Origin of the sequence: Butyrivibrio sp. M55 (genome assembly GCF_900116865.1) — a bacterium.
GTDB lineage: Bacteria > Bacillota > Clostridia > Lachnospirales > Lachnospiraceae > Butyrivibrio.
Genome location: NZ_FPCD01000014.1, coordinates 23,216 through 44,192, shown reverse-complemented (window position 1 = coordinate 44,192; position 20,977 = coordinate 23,216). Strand labels below are relative to the sequence as shown.

At 36.2% G+C, this 20,977-nt stretch carries 15 protein-coding genes; all 15 read left to right on the top strand.

Features of this window, described 5'->3' with window-relative positions; translation table 11 throughout:
* The first annotated feature begins 70 nt into the window (after positions 1–70).
* The 15 genes from pseB (at position 71) to BM398_RS13210 (ending at position 20,977) form a co-directional block, all read left to right on the top strand.
* Positions 71–1,081: a UDP-N-acetylglucosamine 4,6-dehydratase (inverting) gene (gene pseB, locus BM398_RS13280; RefSeq protein WP_330370387.1), complete on the top strand. Its 1,011-nt coding sequence runs from the start codon at positions 71–73 to the stop codon at positions 1,079–1,081.
* A gap of 52 nt (positions 1,082–1,133) precedes the next feature.
* Positions 1,134–1,754 carry a superoxide dismutase gene (locus BM398_RS13275; protein WP_092338182.1) on the top strand — a complete coding sequence of 207 codons (621 nt, stop codon included), beginning with the start codon at positions 1,134–1,136 and terminating at the stop codon, positions 1,752–1,754.
* 169 nt (positions 1,755–1,923) lie between these two features.
* Positions 1,924–3,117 carry a beta 1-4 rhamnosyltransferase Cps2T gene (gene cps2T / locus BM398_RS13270; protein WP_092338180.1) on the top strand — a complete coding sequence of 398 codons (1,194 nt, stop codon included), beginning with the start codon at positions 1,924–1,926 and terminating at the stop codon, positions 3,115–3,117.
* Positions 3,118–3,154: 37 nt separating this feature from the next.
* Positions 3,155–4,231: a glycosyltransferase family 4 protein gene (locus BM398_RS13265; protein WP_092338178.1), complete on the top strand. Its 1,077-nt coding sequence runs from the start codon at positions 3,155–3,157 to the stop codon at positions 4,229–4,231.
* Positions 4,232–4,307: 76 nt separating this feature from the next.
* On the top strand, positions 4,308–5,168 hold the full coding sequence (locus BM398_RS13260; protein ID WP_092338176.1) for a glycosyltransferase family 2 protein: 861 nt from the start codon (positions 4,308–4,310) through the stop codon (positions 5,166–5,168).
* An 11-nt stretch (positions 5,169–5,179) separates the two neighbouring features.
* A complete protein-coding gene (locus tag BM398_RS13255) occupies positions 5,180–6,388 on the top strand; it encodes a glycosyltransferase (RefSeq protein WP_092338174.1) in 1,209 nt (402 codons plus the stop codon).
* 72 nt (positions 6,389–6,460) lie between these two features.
* The gene (locus BM398_RS13250; RefSeq protein WP_175531950.1) at positions 6,461–7,240 is read left to right on the top strand and encodes an ABC transporter permease; all 780 of its coding nucleotides are present in this window, start codon (positions 6,461–6,463) and stop codon (positions 7,238–7,240) included.
* Positions 7,241–7,258: 18 nt separating this feature from the next.
* Positions 7,259–8,557 (top strand): ABC transporter ATP-binding protein, encoded by a 1,299-nt coding sequence (locus BM398_RS13245; protein WP_092338170.1) that lies wholly within the window; start codon positions 7,259–7,261, stop codon positions 8,555–8,557.
* A gap of 4 nt (positions 8,558–8,561) precedes the next feature.
* Positions 8,562–12,689, top strand: coding sequence for a methyltransferase domain-containing protein (locus BM398_RS13240; RefSeq protein WP_092338168.1), 4,128 nt, complete (start codon positions 8,562–8,564; stop codon positions 12,687–12,689).
* A gap of 95 nt (positions 12,690–12,784) precedes the next feature.
* Entirely contained in the window at positions 12,785–13,804 is a 1,020-nt protein-coding gene (locus tag BM398_RS13235) for a GHMP family kinase ATP-binding protein (RefSeq protein ID WP_092338166.1), read from the top strand.
* Complete coding sequence (locus BM398_RS13230) at positions 13,801–15,126, top strand: HAD-IIIA family hydrolase (RefSeq protein ID WP_092338164.1); 1,326 nt, start codon at positions 13,801–13,803, stop codon at positions 15,124–15,126. The genes BM398_RS13235 and BM398_RS13230 overlap by 4 nt, the downstream gene beginning before the upstream one ends.
* Before the next feature lie 4 nt (positions 15,127–15,130).
* Positions 15,131–15,775, top strand: coding sequence for a D-sedoheptulose-7-phosphate isomerase (locus tag BM398_RS13225; protein ID WP_092338162.1), 645 nt, complete (start codon positions 15,131–15,133; stop codon positions 15,773–15,775).
* Between the two features lie 30 nt (positions 15,776–15,805).
* A complete protein-coding gene (locus BM398_RS13220) occupies positions 15,806–17,893 on the top strand; it encodes a hypothetical protein (protein ID WP_092338160.1) in 2,088 nt (695 codons plus the stop codon).
* The gene (locus BM398_RS13215; protein WP_092338158.1) at positions 17,883–20,549 is read left to right on the top strand and encodes a YfhO family protein; all 2,667 of its coding nucleotides are present in this window, start codon (positions 17,883–17,885) and stop codon (positions 20,547–20,549) included. The genes BM398_RS13220 and BM398_RS13215 overlap by 11 nt, the downstream gene beginning before the upstream one ends.
* On the top strand, positions 20,546–20,977 hold the full coding sequence (locus tag BM398_RS13210) for a sugar 3,4-ketoisomerase (RefSeq protein ID WP_092338156.1): 432 nt from the start codon (positions 20,546–20,548) through the stop codon (positions 20,975–20,977). The genes BM398_RS13215 and BM398_RS13210 overlap by 4 nt, the downstream gene beginning before the upstream one ends.

Sequence of the window (20,977 nt, the reverse complement as noted above, 5' to 3'; positions counted from 1 at the left end):
AAATGAGGTAGATGTTAAAAGAAATTTTGATATCTATAATTATAAAAAACAGTGATAAACGGAGATGTTTATGAAAAGTTCTATATTAGATAATAAGACGATATTGGTTACCGGAGGAACAGGTTCTTTTGGACACTGCTTCACACAGTACCTTCTTGAAAATTACAATCCCAAGAAGATTATCATCTACTCACGTGATGAGTACAAGCAGTTCACAATGGCGAACGAGCGTGTGTACAAAGAGAACGCCGACAAGATGAGATTCTTCATCGGTGATATCAGGGATGGAGCCAGATTCGAGAGAGCATGCGAGAACGTTGATTATGTTATCCATGCGGCAGCTCTTAAGCAGGTTCCCGCTTGTGAGTATAACCCTGATGAAGCTATCAAGACAAATATCGCCGGCGCGCAGAGCGTTATAAATGCGGCACTTAATACAGGTGTAAAAAGAGTTGTGGCTCTTTCTACAGACAAGGCTGTTAACCCCGTAAATCTCTACGGTGCGACCAAGATGGTATCAGATAAGCTCTTTATCGCAGCAAATGCATATTCGGGAGCTAAGGATGTCAACTTCTCAATCGTAAGATATGGTAACGTTGCAGGAAGCAGAGGTTCTATCATTCCTTTCTTCAAAGAGCTTATCGCAAAGGGAGAAAAGGAGCTTCCTATCACGGACTACAGAATGACACGTTTCTGGATCAGCCTTCCCGAGGGTGTTGAGCTTGTTCTCAAGGCACTTGCAGAGGCTAAGGGCGGCGAGACATTCATCAGTAAGATTCCTTCATTTAATGTAAAAGATCTTGCTGAGGCTATGTGCCCCGGAATCAAGACTGTGGAAGTCGGAATCAGACCCGGTGAGAAGCTTGATGAGATAATGGTTACAACAGAGGATGCACCTTTCACTTATGAATACGATAAACACTTCATCGTATATCCTCAGGTTGTATTTAACGAGAGACAGGTACCCGACCTTTCAGGAAAGAAAGTTGCGGACGGTTTCTACTACAGCTCAGGAAACAACACAGAGTGGATGTCTGTTGACGAGATCAGAAGAAGACTTCCCGAAGCTGTAGATCACTGATATACTTGCGAACATTAACTTAATATGTGCAGATGCAGAAAGGAGAACCACCATGTACGAACAGATTAAATTACCTTATGCTACAAATGCTCTTGAACCTCACATCGATCAGCTTACTGTTGAAACTCATCACGGCAAGCACCACGCTACTTATACCAAGACTTTCAATGAACTTGCGGAAAAAGCAGGCATGAGTAATCTCAGTGCGGAGGAACTCCTTGCATCACTTGATAAAGTTTCGGATGAAACTTTGAGAAAAGGCCTCAGAAATCATGGCGGCGGTTATTACAACCATAACCTTTATTTCGAGATGTTCTCGCCAAGCCCCGCAAAAGCTCCTTCAGGAAAACTTGCAGAGGAAATCGACAAGACTTTCGGTAGCCTCGATGCGCTTAAAGAGCAGCTTTCAAAAGCGGCAGCAGGACAGTTCGGCTCAGGCTGGGCATGGCTTTCAACCGATAAGAACGGAAAACTTTCCGTTTCTGCTTCACCTAACCAGGACAACCCTATAAGCGAGGGCAAGGGACTTATTCCCATTGTTGCGCTTGATGTATGGGAGCATGCATATTACCTTAAGTATAAGAATTTGAGACCCGATTATATTAAGGCATTCTTCGAGATTCTTGATTGGGGTAAGGTTTCGGAGAGATACAATAAGATTATTGGTGCATAAAATAGATATTATTGATGATAAAAAAGGCTTCGGGCGTGCCCGAAGCTTTTAAAATGCCGCAAAATGCTGTGGTTTTGTAATTTTGATAAGATATATTTGTTGATATATTGCGACATATATACTATCATATAAAAGATTGTTGATTATATAACGATAGCGTATGACTCATATGGGAAGAAGAAAAATTAAAGAACAATATCATACTGATAAACGACAGGTTTTTTGCATCGGATGCAAAGGTATACCTGCAAAATACGGTGGGTTTGAGACATTTGTCGAGAACCTTACTCTTTGTAGGAAAAGTGACAAGATAAGATATCATGTTGCTACCATTGCAAGAGAAGATTCAAGATACCAGTATAACGGAGCAAAGTGCTATAACGTCAAAGTTCCCGAGATAGGACCTGCCAAGGCGGTTGTTTATGATATCAAGGCACTTGCAAGAGCAATAAGATATTGTGAAGAGAGACCTGCCATTGATAAACCAATCTTTTTCATAATGGCGTGCAGGATTGGAATTGTGATTAGGCACTACAAGAAAAAGATAGAAAAGCTTGGCGGAAGGCTCTATATCAATCCCGACGGTCATGACTGGGAGAGAAGAAAGTGGAGCGCTCCCGTAAGGATGTACTGGAAACTGTCAGAGCGACTTATGATCAAGCATGCTGACAGGATTATTTGTGACAGCAAAGAGATAGAAAAGTATATTAATAAGGAATATTCTGCATATAATCCGAGTACGACATTTATCGCTTACGGCGCAGATCTGGCAAGGTCCACATATGCAGATGACGACTTTAAGTTCACGGAATGGCTTGCAGAGCAGGAGACCAAGCCATTTGAGTATTATCTGGTAGTCGGCCGATTTGTAAAAGAGAATAACTTTGATATTATTATAAAAGAATTCCTTAAGAGCTCTTCAGATAAGAAACTTATAATAATCACAACAGAGAATGATAAGCTTTTACAGGAATTTGATGACAGATTACATTTCCTTGACAGCGGCAGGGTGACTGTTGCTGATTCGGTTTATGATAAACAGCTCCTTAAGAAGATAAGAGAGAATGCATATGCCTATATTCACGGCCATGAGGTTGGAGGAACCAATCCGAGCCTGCTTGAGGCACTTGCATCAACTGATGTAAATTTTGTTCTTGATGTAAGCTATAACCATGAAGTTGCGGAAGATGCCGCAATATACTGGGACAAGGACGGAAGAAATTTGTCCGATGTAATCAATGCCAATGACAAGATGCAGCAAGATCGCAGGGCAGAGTTTAGTAATCTCGCTAAGAACCGTATATCGGATGAATATACGTGGGAAAGTATATCAGATAAATATGAGAAGGAATTTCTCGCATAATAAAGCATAAATAAATTGAACAGAGAGGCTGTTTAATATGAGAATTGGAATAGATGCTCATATGCTTGGAGATCGTTCGGGTGGCAACGAAAGCTTTTATAGAGGCATTCTTGCAGAACTGATGCCCGATCCTGAGGATGAATATTATTTATTTGTTCGAAACGGCGTTGACGCGTCCGAGTATATGGACAGATTTCGTGTTGTTTTTTTCAAGAGTAACAATTCCATATATAGAAACTGCATTGAACTTAGAAAACTTTGCAAAGAATATAAGATTGATGTATTGCATACGCAGTACTATCTGCCGCTGTTTAGCCCTTGCAAGACGGTAGTTACGATACACGATCTTTCATTTGAGCATATAAACAACGTATTTACCAAAACTGAGTATATAAAAGATAAACTGCTTGTTCCGCATGCTGCAAGACGCGCAGATGCGGTTGTTACTGTTTCTAATTTTTCCAAACAGGACATAAGCAGTACATATAACGTTCCGGAATCCAAGATAGAAGTCATACCCAATGCGGTAGGCTCTGAATTCTACAAACTTCCGGAAAATGATGAACTTAGAGCGAAAGTAAGAGATAAGTTCAATATCGGTGATAGTAAATATATTATCTGCGTGAGCAATCTTCAGCCAAGGAAAAACATCCCGAGGCTGGTCAGAGCTTTTGGCAAATATATAGATGAGAATAATAAAGACTGCAAATTGGTACTGGTTGGCAAAAAAGCCTGGATGTACGATGAGATTGAGCAGTGCGTTTCAAACTACAAGGATAATGTCCTTCTCACAGATTACGTTGAGAACGATGAACTTGTTGCACTACTCGGGGAAGCGGCAGGATGTGTGTATCCTTCGATATTCGAAGGATTTGGAATTCCGCCTCTTGAGGCGCTTTGCTGTGGAACACCCGTAGCTGTTTCGGATATCCCTGTAATGAGAGAAGTTCTCGGAGACAACGTTATATACTTTGATCCTATGAACGAAGATGAAATTGCGGAAGCAATAAAGAAATTATTTGAAACTCATTTTGGTGTGGACGAAGCGATTGTTTTAAAATATTCGTGGAAGAAGAGTGCAGACAAGCTTAGAGAAGTATATTTGAAGGTATAAAATTTATAAGATTTGTTTTTCCCAAGTAAGGTTTCACTTTGCTTGGGAAAAACTTTTAGTAAGTGGGAATGTGCTTATGAAATTGGGGCTGGTTGTATTAAATTATAATGATGCGGAATCAACTATCACATTTTTGAATAATATAAAAGATTATAAGAAGATAGATAAAATTGTAGTAGTAGACAATTGCTCTTCAGATAATTCTTATTCTAAGTTGAAAGAGTTAGAAAGAGATAATGTAGAAGTCGTACAGACTGAAGAAAACAGAGGTTATGCTTCGGGAAATAATTTTGGAGTAAAGTATCTTTCTGAGAATTATGCCCCTGAGTTTATTATAATATCCAATCCGGATGTGTTTTTTGACGAGACAGTAGTTGATTCGTTACTTGAATGTTTGAATATATTACCTGATGCCGGTGTTGTGGGATGCAGAATGAACTGCCTTTCATCCATAGAACTTCCGATAGCGTGGAAACTTCCTCGTTTTAGGGATTGCCTAATTCAGGATTCATATATAATAAAAAAAATCTTTGGAGATCCGCTGGAATATAAATGCGAAGAACTTAAAGAGGAAATTTGCAAGGTGGATGTTCTGCCCGGATCAATGTTTGCCTTTAAAACTGATAATTTTATTCAATTAGGCGGCTTTGATGAACATACATTTCTTTATTATGAAGAAAATATTCTGGCATATAAGCTCAAGAACGAAGGATTTACCAATTATTTGATAAATAGCTGCTCGTATGATCATATGCATTCTGTAAGCATAAATAAAAGCATAGATTCTGTTAAAAAACGCTTTAAATTAGCATTTCAGAGCAGATTATGGTATTGTAAAGAATGTCTGCATGCAAATACTATGCAGATTATGCTGTTGTATGTCTTTTATAAAATCGGTATATTTAATTATTTGGTTTATAAGAAAATAACAGGATAAGGAAGTAGTTTATGAAGGTGTTATGGATTGCTCCTTTCCTGCCGTATGATAAGGTTGATCATGCAGGAGGGAAGGTGCTTAATTACTATATTAATTCGCTGTGCGATAAAAGCGCTTTTGATGTGAGATTCATAGGCTTTTCCAAGCCCGCGGAATATAAGCATTTTACTCTGGACAAAAAGATTCAATGCTACATAGGCTTTTATCACGACCATGGAATTAAAAAGATAGCCAGAAACTGTTATGATCTGTATTCGTTAAAATGTCCGCTTGACAAAAATGGCAATATTACCACAAGTTACCTGAAATTATGCATTTTAAGACAATTAAAGAAGCTAAAAAAAGGTGGTTATGTACCTGATATCATCATACTTGAGTGGACCCAGGTAATAGTTTTTGTAAATGATATAAAAAAGGTATACAGCAATTCAAAGGTTGTTGGAATAGAAGAAGATGTCAGTATTCAGGCGTTCCTTCGTAAATATGAAAATGCAAAGGGTAGGATACACAAGGCTGTCACAAAAATGCGATATAATAACATTACTAAAACCGAATGTGGGGCACTAAACGCGTGTGATCTTGTGATTCTCAATAATGAAAAAGACAGGGCAATACTTAGAAAGCTGAATATTCGTCCGAATATAAAAATGTGGGCATCATATTATGACAGGATAGAAGTTCAGAGAACTTCAAATCCCAAAAAGAACATTCTCTTCTTTGGAGATATGTCACGTCCTGAAAACAGTGAACCCGCGAAATGGCTTATTGATGAGGTGTATCCTCTTGTAAGGAATCTAGGGATTGAACTTGTTATACTTGGAGGCAATCCGTCTGAGGAACTCAAGAGTAAGGCCACTGATACAATTCATGTGACCGGATTTGTTAAAGACATAGAACCTTATCTGTCATCAAGCTTGTGCTTGGTTGCACCACTTGTCCTCGGAGCGGGAATCAAGATTAAAGTACTGACCTGTATGGCAGCAGGAATACCGGTATGTACCAATGATGTTGGAATAGAAGGAATTCCGGCAGAAGATGGCAAACATTACCTGCATTGCAAGGATAAAGAAGAGTATGCAAGCGCTATAAAGAGACTTTTTGAGGATGAGCGGTTGGCCGGAGATATTGCCGATAATGCTTGCAAACTTATGGATGAAAAATTCAATTACCAAAAAACCGGTGAAGAATTTGCGAAGTGGCTGATTGAATTGGCAAGATAACTTGTAATTTTGTAATAAAAGATGTGCGCTATGTATTTATTTAAAATCAAAAAGGAGTGTTTATACAGTAAGATGAAGTTTTCAATGGAAGATATAAGGCTACTCCTTAGCCTTGTCAAAAATGATTTGAAATCAAGATATTCGGGATCTGCGCTTGGTCTTGTGTGGGCATTCGTTCAGCCGCTGGTTACAGTAGTGGTGTTCTGGTTTGTCTTCACGGGAATGAGAAATCCTCCGGTTGATGATGTACCATTTATATTGTGGTTTGTTGCGGCTTATATACCGTGGACCTTCTTTAATGATGGCTTACTGTCGACCACCAATGTTTTTTATGAATACTCATATTTGGTTAAGAAGATGAAGTTTAAGATATGGCTTCTTCCTATTATTAAACTGCTTTCATCATTTTGTATTCATTTGTTCCTGCTTTTATTCGTGTTCTTTCTGTATATCTTATATGGATATATCCCGACTGTGGCATGGGTAAGTGTTTTATATTATTCGGTATGTGTTTTTGCATTACTTATCGGACTTGCATACTTTGTCGGAGCTGTATCGGTTTTCTTTAAGGACGCGGCACAGCTTGTAAACATCCTTTTGCAACTTGGTTTCTGGATGACCCCTGTATTCTGGAGCCCTACTACGATGAATGAAAAAGTAATGAAGGTACTCAGGTTTAATCCGCTGTACTATGTTATGGAAGGAAACAGAGCGGCCCTTATTGAGGGAGCGGGATTTTGGAACCGCTCGATAAAAGAAACGGCGTATTTTTGGCTCTTTTCATTTGTTATGCTTGCCATGGGAACAAGGGTATACAAGAATTTAAGAGCGCATTTTTCGGATTTATTATAATTATATGGAGCAATACAGATGGAAGATATTGTTGTAAGAGCAGAGAATATTACAAAGGAATACAAACTGTATAATTCTGAAATGGATAGACTTAAGGAAGCATTTCACCCCTTGAGAAAGTGCTATCATAAGAAGTTCTATGCACTTAATAATGTATCATTTGAGATAAAGAGGGGAGAAAAAATAGGAATAATCGGTTCTAACGGAGCCGGAAAATCTACACTTCTTAAGATTCTTACGGATGTTCTCAATCAGACTTCCGGAACGCTTGAAACAAAGGGAACGGTAGCTGCATTGCTGGAGTTGGGGGCAGGATTCAATCCCGATTACACAGGAATGGAGAATATCAAGCTTAATGCTACTTTGATGGGGATTTCTCAGAGCCAAGTAGAAGAGAATATTAAAAAGATAGTAGATTTTGCGGACATTGGTGACTTTATCAATCAGCCGGTTAAGAGCTATTCTAGCGGTATGTTTGTGCGACTTGCGTTTGCAACACAGATTTTTTCTAATCCGGATATTCTGATTGTTGATGAAGCTCTCTCTGTCGGAGATATAAGATTCCAACAGAAGTGCTATAGAGCTATGGATCAGCTTATGAAAGATAAGACCGTTATTCTTGTTACACATGATACTGCGGCCGTTACACGTTTCTGTAAAAGAGTAATATGGCTTAATCACGGCGAAAAGATGTTTGACGGAGATACGGTTGAGGGACTTCAGAAATATCAGGAATATCTTATTAATTTAGCGATGGATGAAAAAGAAGAAATCGTTTGTTTTGATGATGATAAAGAGAGTATAGGAATAACTTCTGGTGAAGTGCAGATAGGCAATATTCCAAATGTAATTGCTAGTTCCGGATATAAAGGCAATGGAAACGCTATGATAATAAAGGCTGCAATATTAGATGAAGATGATAATGTTGTAGATATTATTGAGCCCAATCAAAAAATCAGGTGTGTATTTGTTATAGAGTATAAGAAGCCTATAGAGAGACCAATACTTGGACTGGAAGTATTTGATAGATTAGGTAATATTATTTTTTCCATAAATTCAGAAACATTAAATGTTAGACTTCCTCAAGGAAAAGGGATTGTTAGATATGATCTTTCTATAGTAGTTCCGGAGTTAAATCAAGGTGAGTATACAATTTCTCCGGCTATAGCAAGTGGGTATCAGGAACCACATGTTCAGATGTGTTGGATTGATGATGCGCTTAGCTTTAAGGTGCCACCTCGTGAATATGATATACCGGGATTCTTTTATGTGGAAAAGGGAAAAATAAAAGCTTATCAAATTGAGGAAAACAAATAATATTATGAAAATTATTAGAAGTAAATGTTACATTTGTGGATGTGATAGTGAGTTTTCAATTTCTGATGACGCTGTGCTTTTGAGAGAAGCTCGATGTCCGCATTGTGGTGCGTCTTTAAGAAATTCAGATGTTGCAAAGTGCATTCTTGATTATTTTGGAAATAGTGATTCTAATCTGTTGTCATTGTCGAAAGAAGAGCTAGCAAAGTATAAAATTCTGAATACTTGTTCATCCGGAGTAATACATGATGCATTGAAAAAAAGTGATAATTATATTTGCAGCGAGTATTTTAAAGATGTTCCTAGTGGAGAGTATTGTGATGGCATCATGTCAGTTGATCTGACAAATATGCCGTTTGATGAAAACTCAATTGATTTGATCATATCGGAAGATGTATTCGAACATGTTGAGAATTATGAATGCGCTCTGGAAGAAATAAACAGAGTGCTTAATGTAGGTGGAGCACATATTTTTACGGTCCCATTACATGAAGGTAAAAAGACGGTTACAAGGATTGGAAAAAAAGAGGTGTATCACGGAGATCCCAATCCGGAGAATAAAGATAATGGAGTGCTTGTATATACGGATTGGGGAGATGATATATGCGATATCATTGATCGGAAAGGTTTTTCCAGTTCTATAGAATATTTGCATAATTTTTATAATCCGAATGAGATTACTGATAGTGATTCTTCATACGAAGAGTATTTGAATAAAAGAAACTGTTTAGAAAAATATTTCAAGTATAATTCTAATGTAATTGTATCGAAGGTAATAAAGAACGAAACTGTTCGAAATAATCACGAGGGAGATAAAGATTTGGAATTTACAGGAGAAAGATTTATTCCGGGTATAGATGATGCTGAGTTGGAAATAGAGCATTATCAGAGATATTATTCTGTATTACCGTTAGTAAAAGGAAAAGTGGTTGTAGATGCAGCATGCGGTGAGGGATATGGTACAAATATCATATCAGAGTATGCTAAAGAAGTTACCGGTATTGATATAAGCGAAGAAGCAGTAGCACATGCAAGAAAAAAGTATGGAGCTAAATCCAATATTTCATTTTTACAGGAGAGCATTGCGGAATTAAGCTTGAAAGATGGAAGTGTGGATGTATTTGTTTCATTTGAAACGCTGGAGCATATTCCTGAGGAACTACAAAGGCAGTTTATGAAACAAGTTCAAAGAGTGCTTAAACCAAATGGTATTCTTGTTATTTCTACGCCAAATAAAAAAGTTTATTCTGATGACAGAAATTATCATAATAAATATCATGTTCATGAATTCTACAAAGAAGAATTTGAAACATTTATAAGCGAATTTTTTACCAATTATAGGATTTATCATCAATTCTTTGAGGTTATGTCTGTTATTGATTCTGGTGAGTCAACAGCTGACAGTATACAATACAAGAAAAATGATAGCTACGAGATAGATGGAAAATATTATATTGCGATTGCTTCAAAGGGCGAATTGCCAACTGAAAAGTATGGAAGTGTTTTCCTTAACGAGTATAAAGAATATGATCAGAAGCAGAAAAGAATACTTACACTTCAGGAAGAAGAGGACACAAGGAATAAGCATATTGTAAAACTTGATGGAGAGATTGAAGTTTACCGAAATAGAATAGCTGAATTAGAAAAATGGCTGAATCAAAAGACAGATTTAACCGAAAAAGAATTATTAGATGATAATCATAGGCTTTCAAATCATTCTATTAGCATGAAGAAGCAGATTGTTGAATTGATTAGCAATAAAGATGATCTCGCAAATGAGCTAGAGGATAGATTAGATGAGATCTCAGCTTTAAAGCAAACAATTAAGAATAAAGAAGGACACATAGAGCAGCTTTTAGAAGTTGAAAGAGCATATGAGAGAGAGAAGGCATCACGTTCTTATAAGATTGCGCTTGGAATAAGGAAAATCAGTCACTTTTTTTTGCCGGAAAATAGCAAGAGAAGATTTTTTGCAAAAGTAATCGCCCGATGCTTAAGACATCCAAGTTTTATTTTTGTTGCTCTTAATCCAAAAAGAATCAGAACATTTTATAATTCGGTTAAAAACGAAGGCATGGAAGGGGTTAATCTTCGCTATAAATGTGTTGAACAGGATGCGGATCATCAATCAAGCAATATTGATAATAGTTTTTTGGATTTATTTCCTGTAGATAAAAATGGAAAAGGGAAAACCATTGATAAATACTCTAAGTTGGATTTTGCAGTGCATGATGTTCCGGAAGTGTCGATAGTGATTCCTGTATATAACCAATTTGGTTATACATATAACTGTTTGAAAGCTATTCAGAAGCATAGTGGCGATGTGGCTTATGAGATAATTATTGCTGATGATTGCTCTACCGATGCGACTGAGCATATTAAAGATGCTGTATCCGGAATTACAGTTGTGAGGAATAAAGAAAATTTGAGATTCCTGTTGAACTGTAATAATGCTGCTAAGTATGCAAAGGGAAAATATATTTTATTCTTAAATAATGATACGCAGGTGCAGAAGAATTGGCTTAGACCGCTAGTTGATCTTATGAGTGACAGTACAATAGGCATGGTAGGTTCTAAACTTGTATATGCTGACGGAAGGCTTCAAGAGGCTGGTGGAATTCTGTGGAAAGATGGTTCTGCATGGAACTATGGGAATAAAAAGAATCCTGAGGATCCTGAGTATAATTATGTTAAAGAAGTGGATTATATTTCAGGTGCTGCAATTATGATCAGAAAAAGTCTATGGGAAGAAATAGGCGGATTCGATGAGCAATTTGCTCCGGCATACTGTGAAGATTCAGACCTTGCTTTTGAAGTAAGAAAACATGGTTATAAAGTAGTATATCAGCCATTGTCTGTTGTAGTTCACTTTGAAGGTGTTTCAAACGGAACAGATCTTAGTTGTGGGCAGAAGGCATATCAGGTAGCCAATAGTAAGAAATTCTATGAGAAATGGAAATACGTTCTTGAAAAAGAGAATTTTGATAATGCGGAGAATGTTTTTATTGCAAAGGATCGAAGCAGATTTAAGAAGCACATTCTAGTGGTTGATCAATATGTTCCTATGTATGATAAGGACGCAGGATGCAAAACCTCATATATGTATCTCAAGATGTTTCTGAAAATGGGATTCCAAGTGACGTTTATCGGAGATAATTTTTTTAAGCATGAACCATATACAACGGAGCTCAATAAGCTTGGAATAGAGGTACTTTACGGTAACTATTATGGCAAGACCTGGAAGGCATTTCTAAAAGAAAATCTTAAGTATTTTGATTACGTATATCTTCAGAGGCCGCATATAGCATCAAAATATATTGATATTGTTAAGGAATATAGCAATGCAAAAATAATATACTATGCTCACGACCTTCATCATGTGAGAGAAAAAAGAGAATATGAACTGACAGGTGACCGTAATAAATTAGAGTCTTCTGAGAAGTGGAAGAAGATAGAGTACGATTTGTTTACTAAAGCTGATGTTGGTCAGGTAGTGGGAAAATATGAACAGGAAATAATGCAGAAGGCATTTCCTAATAAGCCTATTAGGAGCATTCCCATTTTCATATATGATACGATTCCTCAGAATGTCAGAAAAGATTTTTCACAAAGGCAGGATCTTATGTATGTAGGCGGTTTTGGTCATCCGCCCAACGTAGACTGTGTGTTATGGTTTAGTAAAGAGGTTATGCCGCTAATTGTAGAAAAATATCCCGATATCAAGTGGCATATTGTTGGAAGTAAAGCCACCGATGAAGTTAAAGCTCTTGCAAGTAAAAATATAATTGTTGATGGTTTTCTTTCTGATGAAGAACTTGCAGAAATGTATAATTCATGTCGTATAGACATTGCGCCTCTTAGGTTTGGTGCAGGTGTAAAGGGCAAAGTTGTTGAAGCGGCATATTATCAGATCCCGCTTGTAACAACATCTATCGGAGCAGAAGGGCTTGATGACAGCGTAGGTAATATGCATGTCGTTGATGATGCCAAGGAAATGGCAGATTATATATGTGATTTGTATGAGAATTATGATGTGCTTAGAGAAATGTCAGATGCCGGTAAAATTTTTATTGAAAAGTACTTAACCCCTAAAAGTGCAGAAGATATTTTGAGATTGGATATGGATGTGTAAGGTGAGCATCAGTATATCTAATGATAGCAAGCTATTTAAATGTATAAGAGTTTGTTCAGAGAAATATTGCAAACTATCAAGGAAGGAAATACTACATGGTTATATCAAAAACACCGTTTAGAATGTCGTTTTTCGGTGGCGGCACAGATATGGAGGATTTTTTTAAGGAGCATGGAGGCGCAATAATATCAACTACCTTTGATAAGTATTGCTATGTAAATGTAAGACATTTGCCACCTTTTTTTGACTATTCTACAGAGCTTGCTTATTCCAGGATGGAAAGGGTTGATTCTGTTGATAAGATAGAACACCCTGCAATCCGAAACGCTATGGATATGCTTGATATGCAGGAGATAAGGCTTACTTATGAAGCTGATCTACCTGCAAGATCGGGACTTGGAACAAGCAGTTCTTTTGCTGTCGGAATGCTTAATGCTTTCTATGCGCTTAAGGGAAAGTATGTTGATAAGAAGAAGCTTGCTAACGATGCAATATATCTTGAGAGAGTACTCTGTAAGGAAGCAGGAGGATGGCAGGATCAGATAGCTGCAGCATATGGCGGACTTAATAAGATAAGCTTTGGAAGTAACGGATATGAGGTTGATCCGATTATCATTTCTCCTGAAAGAAAAAAGGAACTTAATGGAAATCTGATGATGTTCTTTACGGGATTCACAAGATTCTCATCCGAGGTTCAGAAGGCAAATTCAGGCGGAAACAAGGAAGAAAAAGAGCGCAGATTGTTGGAAATGCTTGGACTTGTTGATGAGGCGGAGAAGATTCTTACAGATAAGGATGTAAGCCTTAATGAGTTTGGAAGACTGCTTGATTATACATGGAAGCTTAAGAGAAACACGGGAGCAGCCGTTACAACGGATCATATTGATGAGATCTATACAAAGGGAATAGAGGCCGGAGCTTTGGGAGGAAAACTTCTTGGAGCAGGCGGCGGTGGATTCTTTGTCTTTTACGTTGAAAAGGATAAACAGGATAAGGTTAATGAAGCTCTTGGAAATCTTATGCATATTCCTTTTGAGTTTGAAGACGGTGGAACAAGGATTATTCATTATACACCTGAAGCATTTGTTCCCAATGACAGGAGCGTTACTGCATGAAGACAATAATAATGGCAGGTGGCAGAGGAACCAGAATAGCATCTGTGGCAAGTGATATTCCCAAGCCGCTTATAATGATCGCGGGTAAACCTATATTATTGCATGAGATTGAATGCCTGAAGAATCAGGGATTTACTGATCTTATTCTGACTGTGTCTCATATGGCGGATAAGATAATGGAATACTTTGGCGATGGCAGTAAATTTGGTGTGAATATCAGATATTTTGTCGAAGACAGCCCATTGGGAAATGCAGGGGCTTTATTTAAGTTGTATCAAGAGGAAATGTTCTCTGAGGATGAAGACTTTTTGCTCCTAAATGCTGATTCGATGTTTGATGTTGATTTTCACAGGTTCCTTGATTTTCATAAGTCAAAACATGCACTTGTGTCTCTTTTTACGCATCCTAACTCACACCCTTATGACAGTGGGCTTATTATCTCGGAAGATGGCATTGTGCGTAATTGGCTGACTAAAGAAGATGCTAGGCCGAAGTGGTACAAGAATAGGGTTAATGCAGGACTTCATATTGTTAATTCTCAGATTTTTGGAATGACAGATATTGATATAGACAGTATCGGAACTGAAGTTGATGGTAAAACATATAAAGTCGACCTGGACAGGCAAGTAATTAAGCCTCTTGTAAATACAGGTAAAGTAGCTGCATATGACAGTCCCGAGTATGTCAAAGATATGGGAACGCCTGAGAGATTTGAGCAGGTTACAAATGATCTTATATCGGGAAAGGTATCTGCCAGAAATCTGATGAATAAGCAAAAGGCAGTTTTCCTTGATAGAGATGGAACTATAAACAAATATGTCGGTTTCTTGAGAAGTATTGATGAGTTTGAGCTTCTTCCGGGTGTAATAGAAGCTATACATAAGATTAACGATTCGGGCTACCTTGCTATTGTTGCTACCAATCAGCCTGTGATAGCAAGGGGAGAAGTTACCTACTCCGAGCTTGAAGAAATCCATAACAAGATGGAAACGCTCCTTGGTGAGAAGGGAGCGTATATTGATGCGTTGTATTATTGCCCGCATCATCCTGATAAGGGATTTGACGGAGAAATTCCTGAGTTAAAGTTTGAATGTGAATGCAGAAAACCCAAGCCGGGAATGCTTTTAAAAGCGACAGAAGATTTTAATATAGACCTTGAAAATTCATGGATGATTGGCGATGGTGCCAATGATGTACTTGCCGGTAAGAATGCCGGCTGCAAGACAGCAATTATATCAGATAATAATGATTGTAATGCCGATGTATGTGTTAATAATCTTCTTGAATTTGTGGAAAGATATTTGATTGAAGGAGATAAATGAAGTAATGGAACAAAGAGTAGAAAGACATTTGGATTCTTTGATGATGAGATATCCCAAGTTGGAGGTTTGCAGGGAAGATATCGTAAAGGCATACAATATCCTTGAAGGTACTTATGATAACGACGGTAAACTTATGATCGCAGGAAACGGCGGATCTGCGGCGGATTCAGAGCATATTGCGGGAGAACTGATGAAGCGTTTTAAGATTGCACGTCCCATTGAGGATACTTTGGCAAAGAGGATACTTGAGATTGATCCTGTTCGCGGAGAAGGTCTTGCCAAGAATCTTGAGAAGTCACTTATGGCTATTCCGCTTGTTGCACATGAGGCGTTATCAACTGCGTATATCAATGATGTTGACGGATACGGCGTATTTGCTCAGCAGCTCATGGGATTTGGAAGGAAAGGTGATACGTTCCTGGCTATTTCAACTTCCGGAAACAGTGAGAATATTCTGAATGCGGTTGTCGTGGCAAAGGCCATGGACATAAATGTAATCGGATTAACGGGAGATAACGGCGGAAAGCTTAGAGAGTTTGCGGATGTAACGATAAGAGTTCCCGAAAGCGAGACTTATATGATACAGGAGCTTCATTTACCTGTTTATCACAGCTTGTGCATGATGCTTGAAGAAAACTATTTTGGATAAATAGTATTCATGATATGTGAAGAGGAATAGATGAAAAAGAAGGTTTATATCGCGATAATAGTTATAACCACATTGGTAGCAATGGCAGCTTACTTTGCAGTAATAAAAAAAGTAAAGATAGGTAGCGTAGAATCAGCAGGTAATGTTTGGGATAAGTATGAAATTGTTTTTGATAAAAGAAATAAAACTAAAGACAATCCATGGGGATATACCGTAGGGAAAATAGATGACGAGGTTTGTGGAGAAAGTATACTGTTAACGCCTAATACAAGTTTTACCATAAAAAATATTAAAGAAGATGAGATTGCACTAAAGGTCAAGATTCATCCGTGGGTTTCAGATAAATCAGATGGAATTGGAATTGATGTATGGTTTATGAATGAAACAGGAGAAGTATTAGGGAAAGATACGCTTGATATTGATAATTCAGCAAAATGGCATAATATAAAGTATCAATTAGGAAAATATGACAGTGCTTCTCAAATTAAGATTTTATGTAATAATGGCAAAAATAATGATGATGTATGCGATTGGTTGATTGTTAAACCGGATACTTCGTTCCCAAGTGATTTTGGCACAAACGGATATGTGAGATCAGTAACATATTATGGTAATGTGTGGCCAATTAATTTCTGGAATAGTGAAATGGAAAATCTTGATCAGGATTTTAAACAGATAGTTGATGATGGATTTAATAGTATAATTATCTGCATTCCATGGAAAGAATTCCAACCAAATATGGATTCCATTGAATACAATGATTATGCGTTTGCTAATTTGAATAAGATAATGGAGGCTGCAAATAAGAACAATTTAGATGTATATACAAGAATTGGATATACATGGGATTATTATAATGATTCAAATGAATATATAACTGAGCGATATTTAGATATTTTGAGAAAAGCAGATACAAAAGATAAATGGTTGGATTATTGTAAGAGTGTATATGAAGAATTGTCAAAATATACAAATTTCAAAGATGGATTTTTAACTTGGGAAGATTTTTGGGGATGCTTAGCCATTTGTGATGCTGAGGATGAAAAAAAGCGTGTTAAATATGCATATGAAATAGGTTATCAAAAATGGATAGAGCAAAATTATGGATTAGATAAATATAATGATAGTTTTGCTTGTGGGTACGAGACAGTAGAGGCTGTACCAGTGCCTAATAGAACGGAACCTGCGATGGAAGCGTTTTACAATTTTTATGATAGTTATATCAATGAATTACTACTTGAAACGCAAAGCGTTTTTCCAAATATTTCTCTCGAAGTAAGAATGGATGCTGATTTGATTACAGATAAGGATGGAGAGAACAAATTATATGATCATTCGGATACATATACATGCGAAACGTCCGATTATACTGCAACAATGTATGGCATTCCTATGGGCTTTGAGAATAAAGGTGAGAAGGTAACTTCTGATGAAGCGCTTAATCATACTGAATATATTTTGAATAATCTATTGAATAAGAATAGTGAAAAACCTGTATATGTTGAGCAATTTCTATTTATGGATAATACTCCGCAGTTTTCTTATAATGCGCAGATAAAAGAAAATGAGGTGGGAAAATATTTAGAAGATGTTTCGGACGTATTATTAGAATATACTAAAGGTTATGGAATTTGGACATATAGAGATTATAAGAACAATATGTTTTATAATTCACAGTTTGCAAGGGGAGACGCGGGCTGGAAATTGATTGGGGCTCCAAGTATGAAAAAAGAAGATGCATTTGGGACTTGGGCGTGCTATTTGCAGGAAAATGACGGGATAGCGCAAGAGATTCCACCTGTTAGAAATCATTTTCCAAAAGAAGATTATATATTTGAATTTGATGTTTTAGAGAAATGTGAAGCAGAAATAAATATTAAAATGGGAAATGAATCCAAAAGCATAAGTGTTTCAGATAAAGGAACTTATAGTGTGAGTTTGCCTGCAAATGATTCATTTGATTTTGAGATAAGTGTTATAAAGGGAGCAACGATAATTGATAATATGTGTTTGTACTCTTTTATTCAGGAAGGGCATCTTTATGATTCTGATGACATAGAACAAGAACATATAGATAGCATTAGGATATTAAACGAGGAATTAAAAAATGCTGGATAATAAAATTTATACAACCAATTTGAGGAAAATGATATCAAGGAATAAGAATGATATTATTTATACAGTTGTTTTGTTTATAATACCATTTATTGTATTTGCACCTATCATTTTCTTAGATATAAATATAAATATCGGAGATGGTATTGGCTATGAAATATCACATGCTTTTTTTAGACAAGTAATCTTTGGTAAGGAGTTGCCTTTATGGAATAAGTATATAGCATTGGGAACATCTCATATAGGAGATATTCAGCAGAAATGTTTTTATCCGCTCACTTGGATATGTGCGTTGTTACCACAGCGGTTTTCATTTAAGTTTTTTTATGTTCTACATATTTCTTTAGCTAATTGCTTTATGTATTGTTTATGCAAAGATTTAATGTGTAATGCGATTGTGAGTGTCTTTGGGGCATTTTTGTTTTCTTTTAGTAATCTAGTCGTTATTAGATACGAACATATAAATATTTTGTGTTGCATTATTTGGATTCCATTGATTCTTCACTTTTTATTAGAGTTCTATAGAAAAGATAAGCTGTATTATCTTATTTCTATGGCGTTTGCTATGGGATTACAGTTTATGGCTGGATTTCCACAAATTTCGTTTTATAGTGATATGTTCATTTTTGTTTTTATGTTGTACTTGAATATTAAGTATAAAAAAACGATGCGATATTACTGTAGTTCAGCAATAAAATTAGGACTTATGTATATTATTATTTGCTTGGTTCAGATTTTGCCGCTTTATGAAATTATGAAATATTCAGGAAGGGATTCTATTACATATGAGTATTTTTCTGATGGAGCAGCAAATCTATTGCTGATATTGGATATGTTGGCACCTAAAGCAACGGGGGATTTTGGGAGCTTGATAAGTGGTGGTCATGAGTTCCCTACGGATACATATTTGGGGATAATTCCGTTAAGTTTGATTATGTATGCTCTTGCGTATATGAGAAAAAATAGAGATATTATATTTTTATTGATATATTCAGCTTTTGCTCTTATATTTGCATGTGCTTGCAGTAATTTTACAATTATAGGTAAGATAATATATCATTTGCCGTTAATTGGATCATTTAGGACTACAACAAGAATGTTGATATTTTTTGTTGTGCCATTGATGATAATTGCAATTTTAGCTTTAAAAGATATTTTTTTAAATGATTCATGGGAAAAATTACTTCAGATAGTGATTAGGCTTCTCTTTGTAACAATAGTTTTGCATGTTATTTCAAAAGTATGGAGTTCTTTTACAGATTCCAAAATCATTGATTATTATTCTGATAATAATGTTTGGATAAAATCAATGTTCTTGCTACTAATTTTGGCAATAGGATTGTTTATAAAAACAAAATTTGGAAAGAATAGGCAAATTGGCATTTTGCTTGCTATATTAGTGGTGGCATTTCAGGTGATTGATGTATATGTAATTAATATAGATGAGTCTACGTGCATGTGGAGAGTGCCATATCTGTTAAAAGCAAGAACATATGAAGAGACTTTTGAATCAGATGTTAATGAAATGTTGAAAAAAAGTGCAAATAGTGGGACTAGATATTTGGTTGATTTTTATACATGGGATGAGTTGGCAAAAACATCTTGGGCATTAAGGCCTAATGGTAATGTTTTATCAAGCTTAGCAATGGTTCAATCATATATAACTTTTAATAATCCAATGTTGTTAAAAATAGCTAACACAGATTATGGTATGATGATGAATTCAGATCTTTTAATGGCTTCATCAAATCCGAGTTTGATTAGACTCTTGAATATTGAGTATTTAGTAAAAAAGGATAATCAAAAACCACTGGGGCGATATGAAAATAAAGGTGTCGTTTATGAAGAATATATGGGACGTAGGCCAAGTGATGGCGAGACTATTTCTCTGGGAGAAAGTATTTCTGGCTCATATTTTTCTATTTCTATAGATGCAGTTGGCGAGAATGATGGCTGCATTATAAAAGTTGTCACAGACGATGGAAGAGAAACTGTTCTTGGGAAGATTACGCCGGATGAAAGATATTATAATTTTACATTTTGTTCTCGCAGTGTATCTAATGTTGAATTAGTTTTTGAGGATGGTAATAATGTAATAATTAATGGTTTGAGAGTAGAGAAAAACATAATTTTAGATAAAGAAAATACTGATTACAAAAAAGTATATGATGATGGTGACTATTCAATATACAAAAATGATGGTGCAGTAGGACATGTTTTTGTATTTGATAATGCTTATTTGATTGATAATCCAAAAGATTATGTAATAAATAATAAAGAGTCCATTAGATTTGATAAGGATGCGTATGTTGAAAGCGATAGTGGAATTGGTGAAATTCGAAATGCGAAGGGAAAGGTTAGTAATATTTTAGAAACGAATAATAATGTAGTTGCTCAAATTGAAATTGAAACAGAAAAGGCAATGATTGCGCTTTCCGAAAGTTATTATCCTGGCTGGAAAGCATATATTGATGGAAAAAGAACAAATATATATTGTGTAGATAATTTGATACAGGGAATTGTTGTCCCAAAGGGTGATCATGTTATAGAATTTAGATATTCTCCAGATTCACTAAAAGTTGGAGGATTAGTATCATGCATCGGGTGTTTTGGATTTATCGCTATATATATCACACAAAAAAGGAGGAATCAGGAATGAATCTAATTCAGATGGCTTCGATGCTTGAATTTTCTCAAAAAGGTGACGAAAGAGGTCACATGGTAGTTGTTGAAGGGATGAAAGATATACCTTTCGAAATAAAAAGAATTTTTTACATCTATGGTTCTGATAAAGATGTAATTAGAGGGCAGCATGCTAATCGTGAAAGCCAGTTTGTACTGATTAATGTGGCAGGAACAAGTAAAGTAAGAGTAAAAGATGGAAAAGGAAATGAGGCTGTATATTCATTAAATAGACCTCATACCGGAATTTACCTTCCACAAATGGTATGGAAGGATATGTACGATTTTAGCGAAGATTCTGTTTTGCTTGTTTTGGCTAGTACAGAATATAATGCCGAAGAATATATCAGAGATTATGATGAATTTGTAAAAATAATAAATTGTGGTGATGCAAGGAGCAAATAA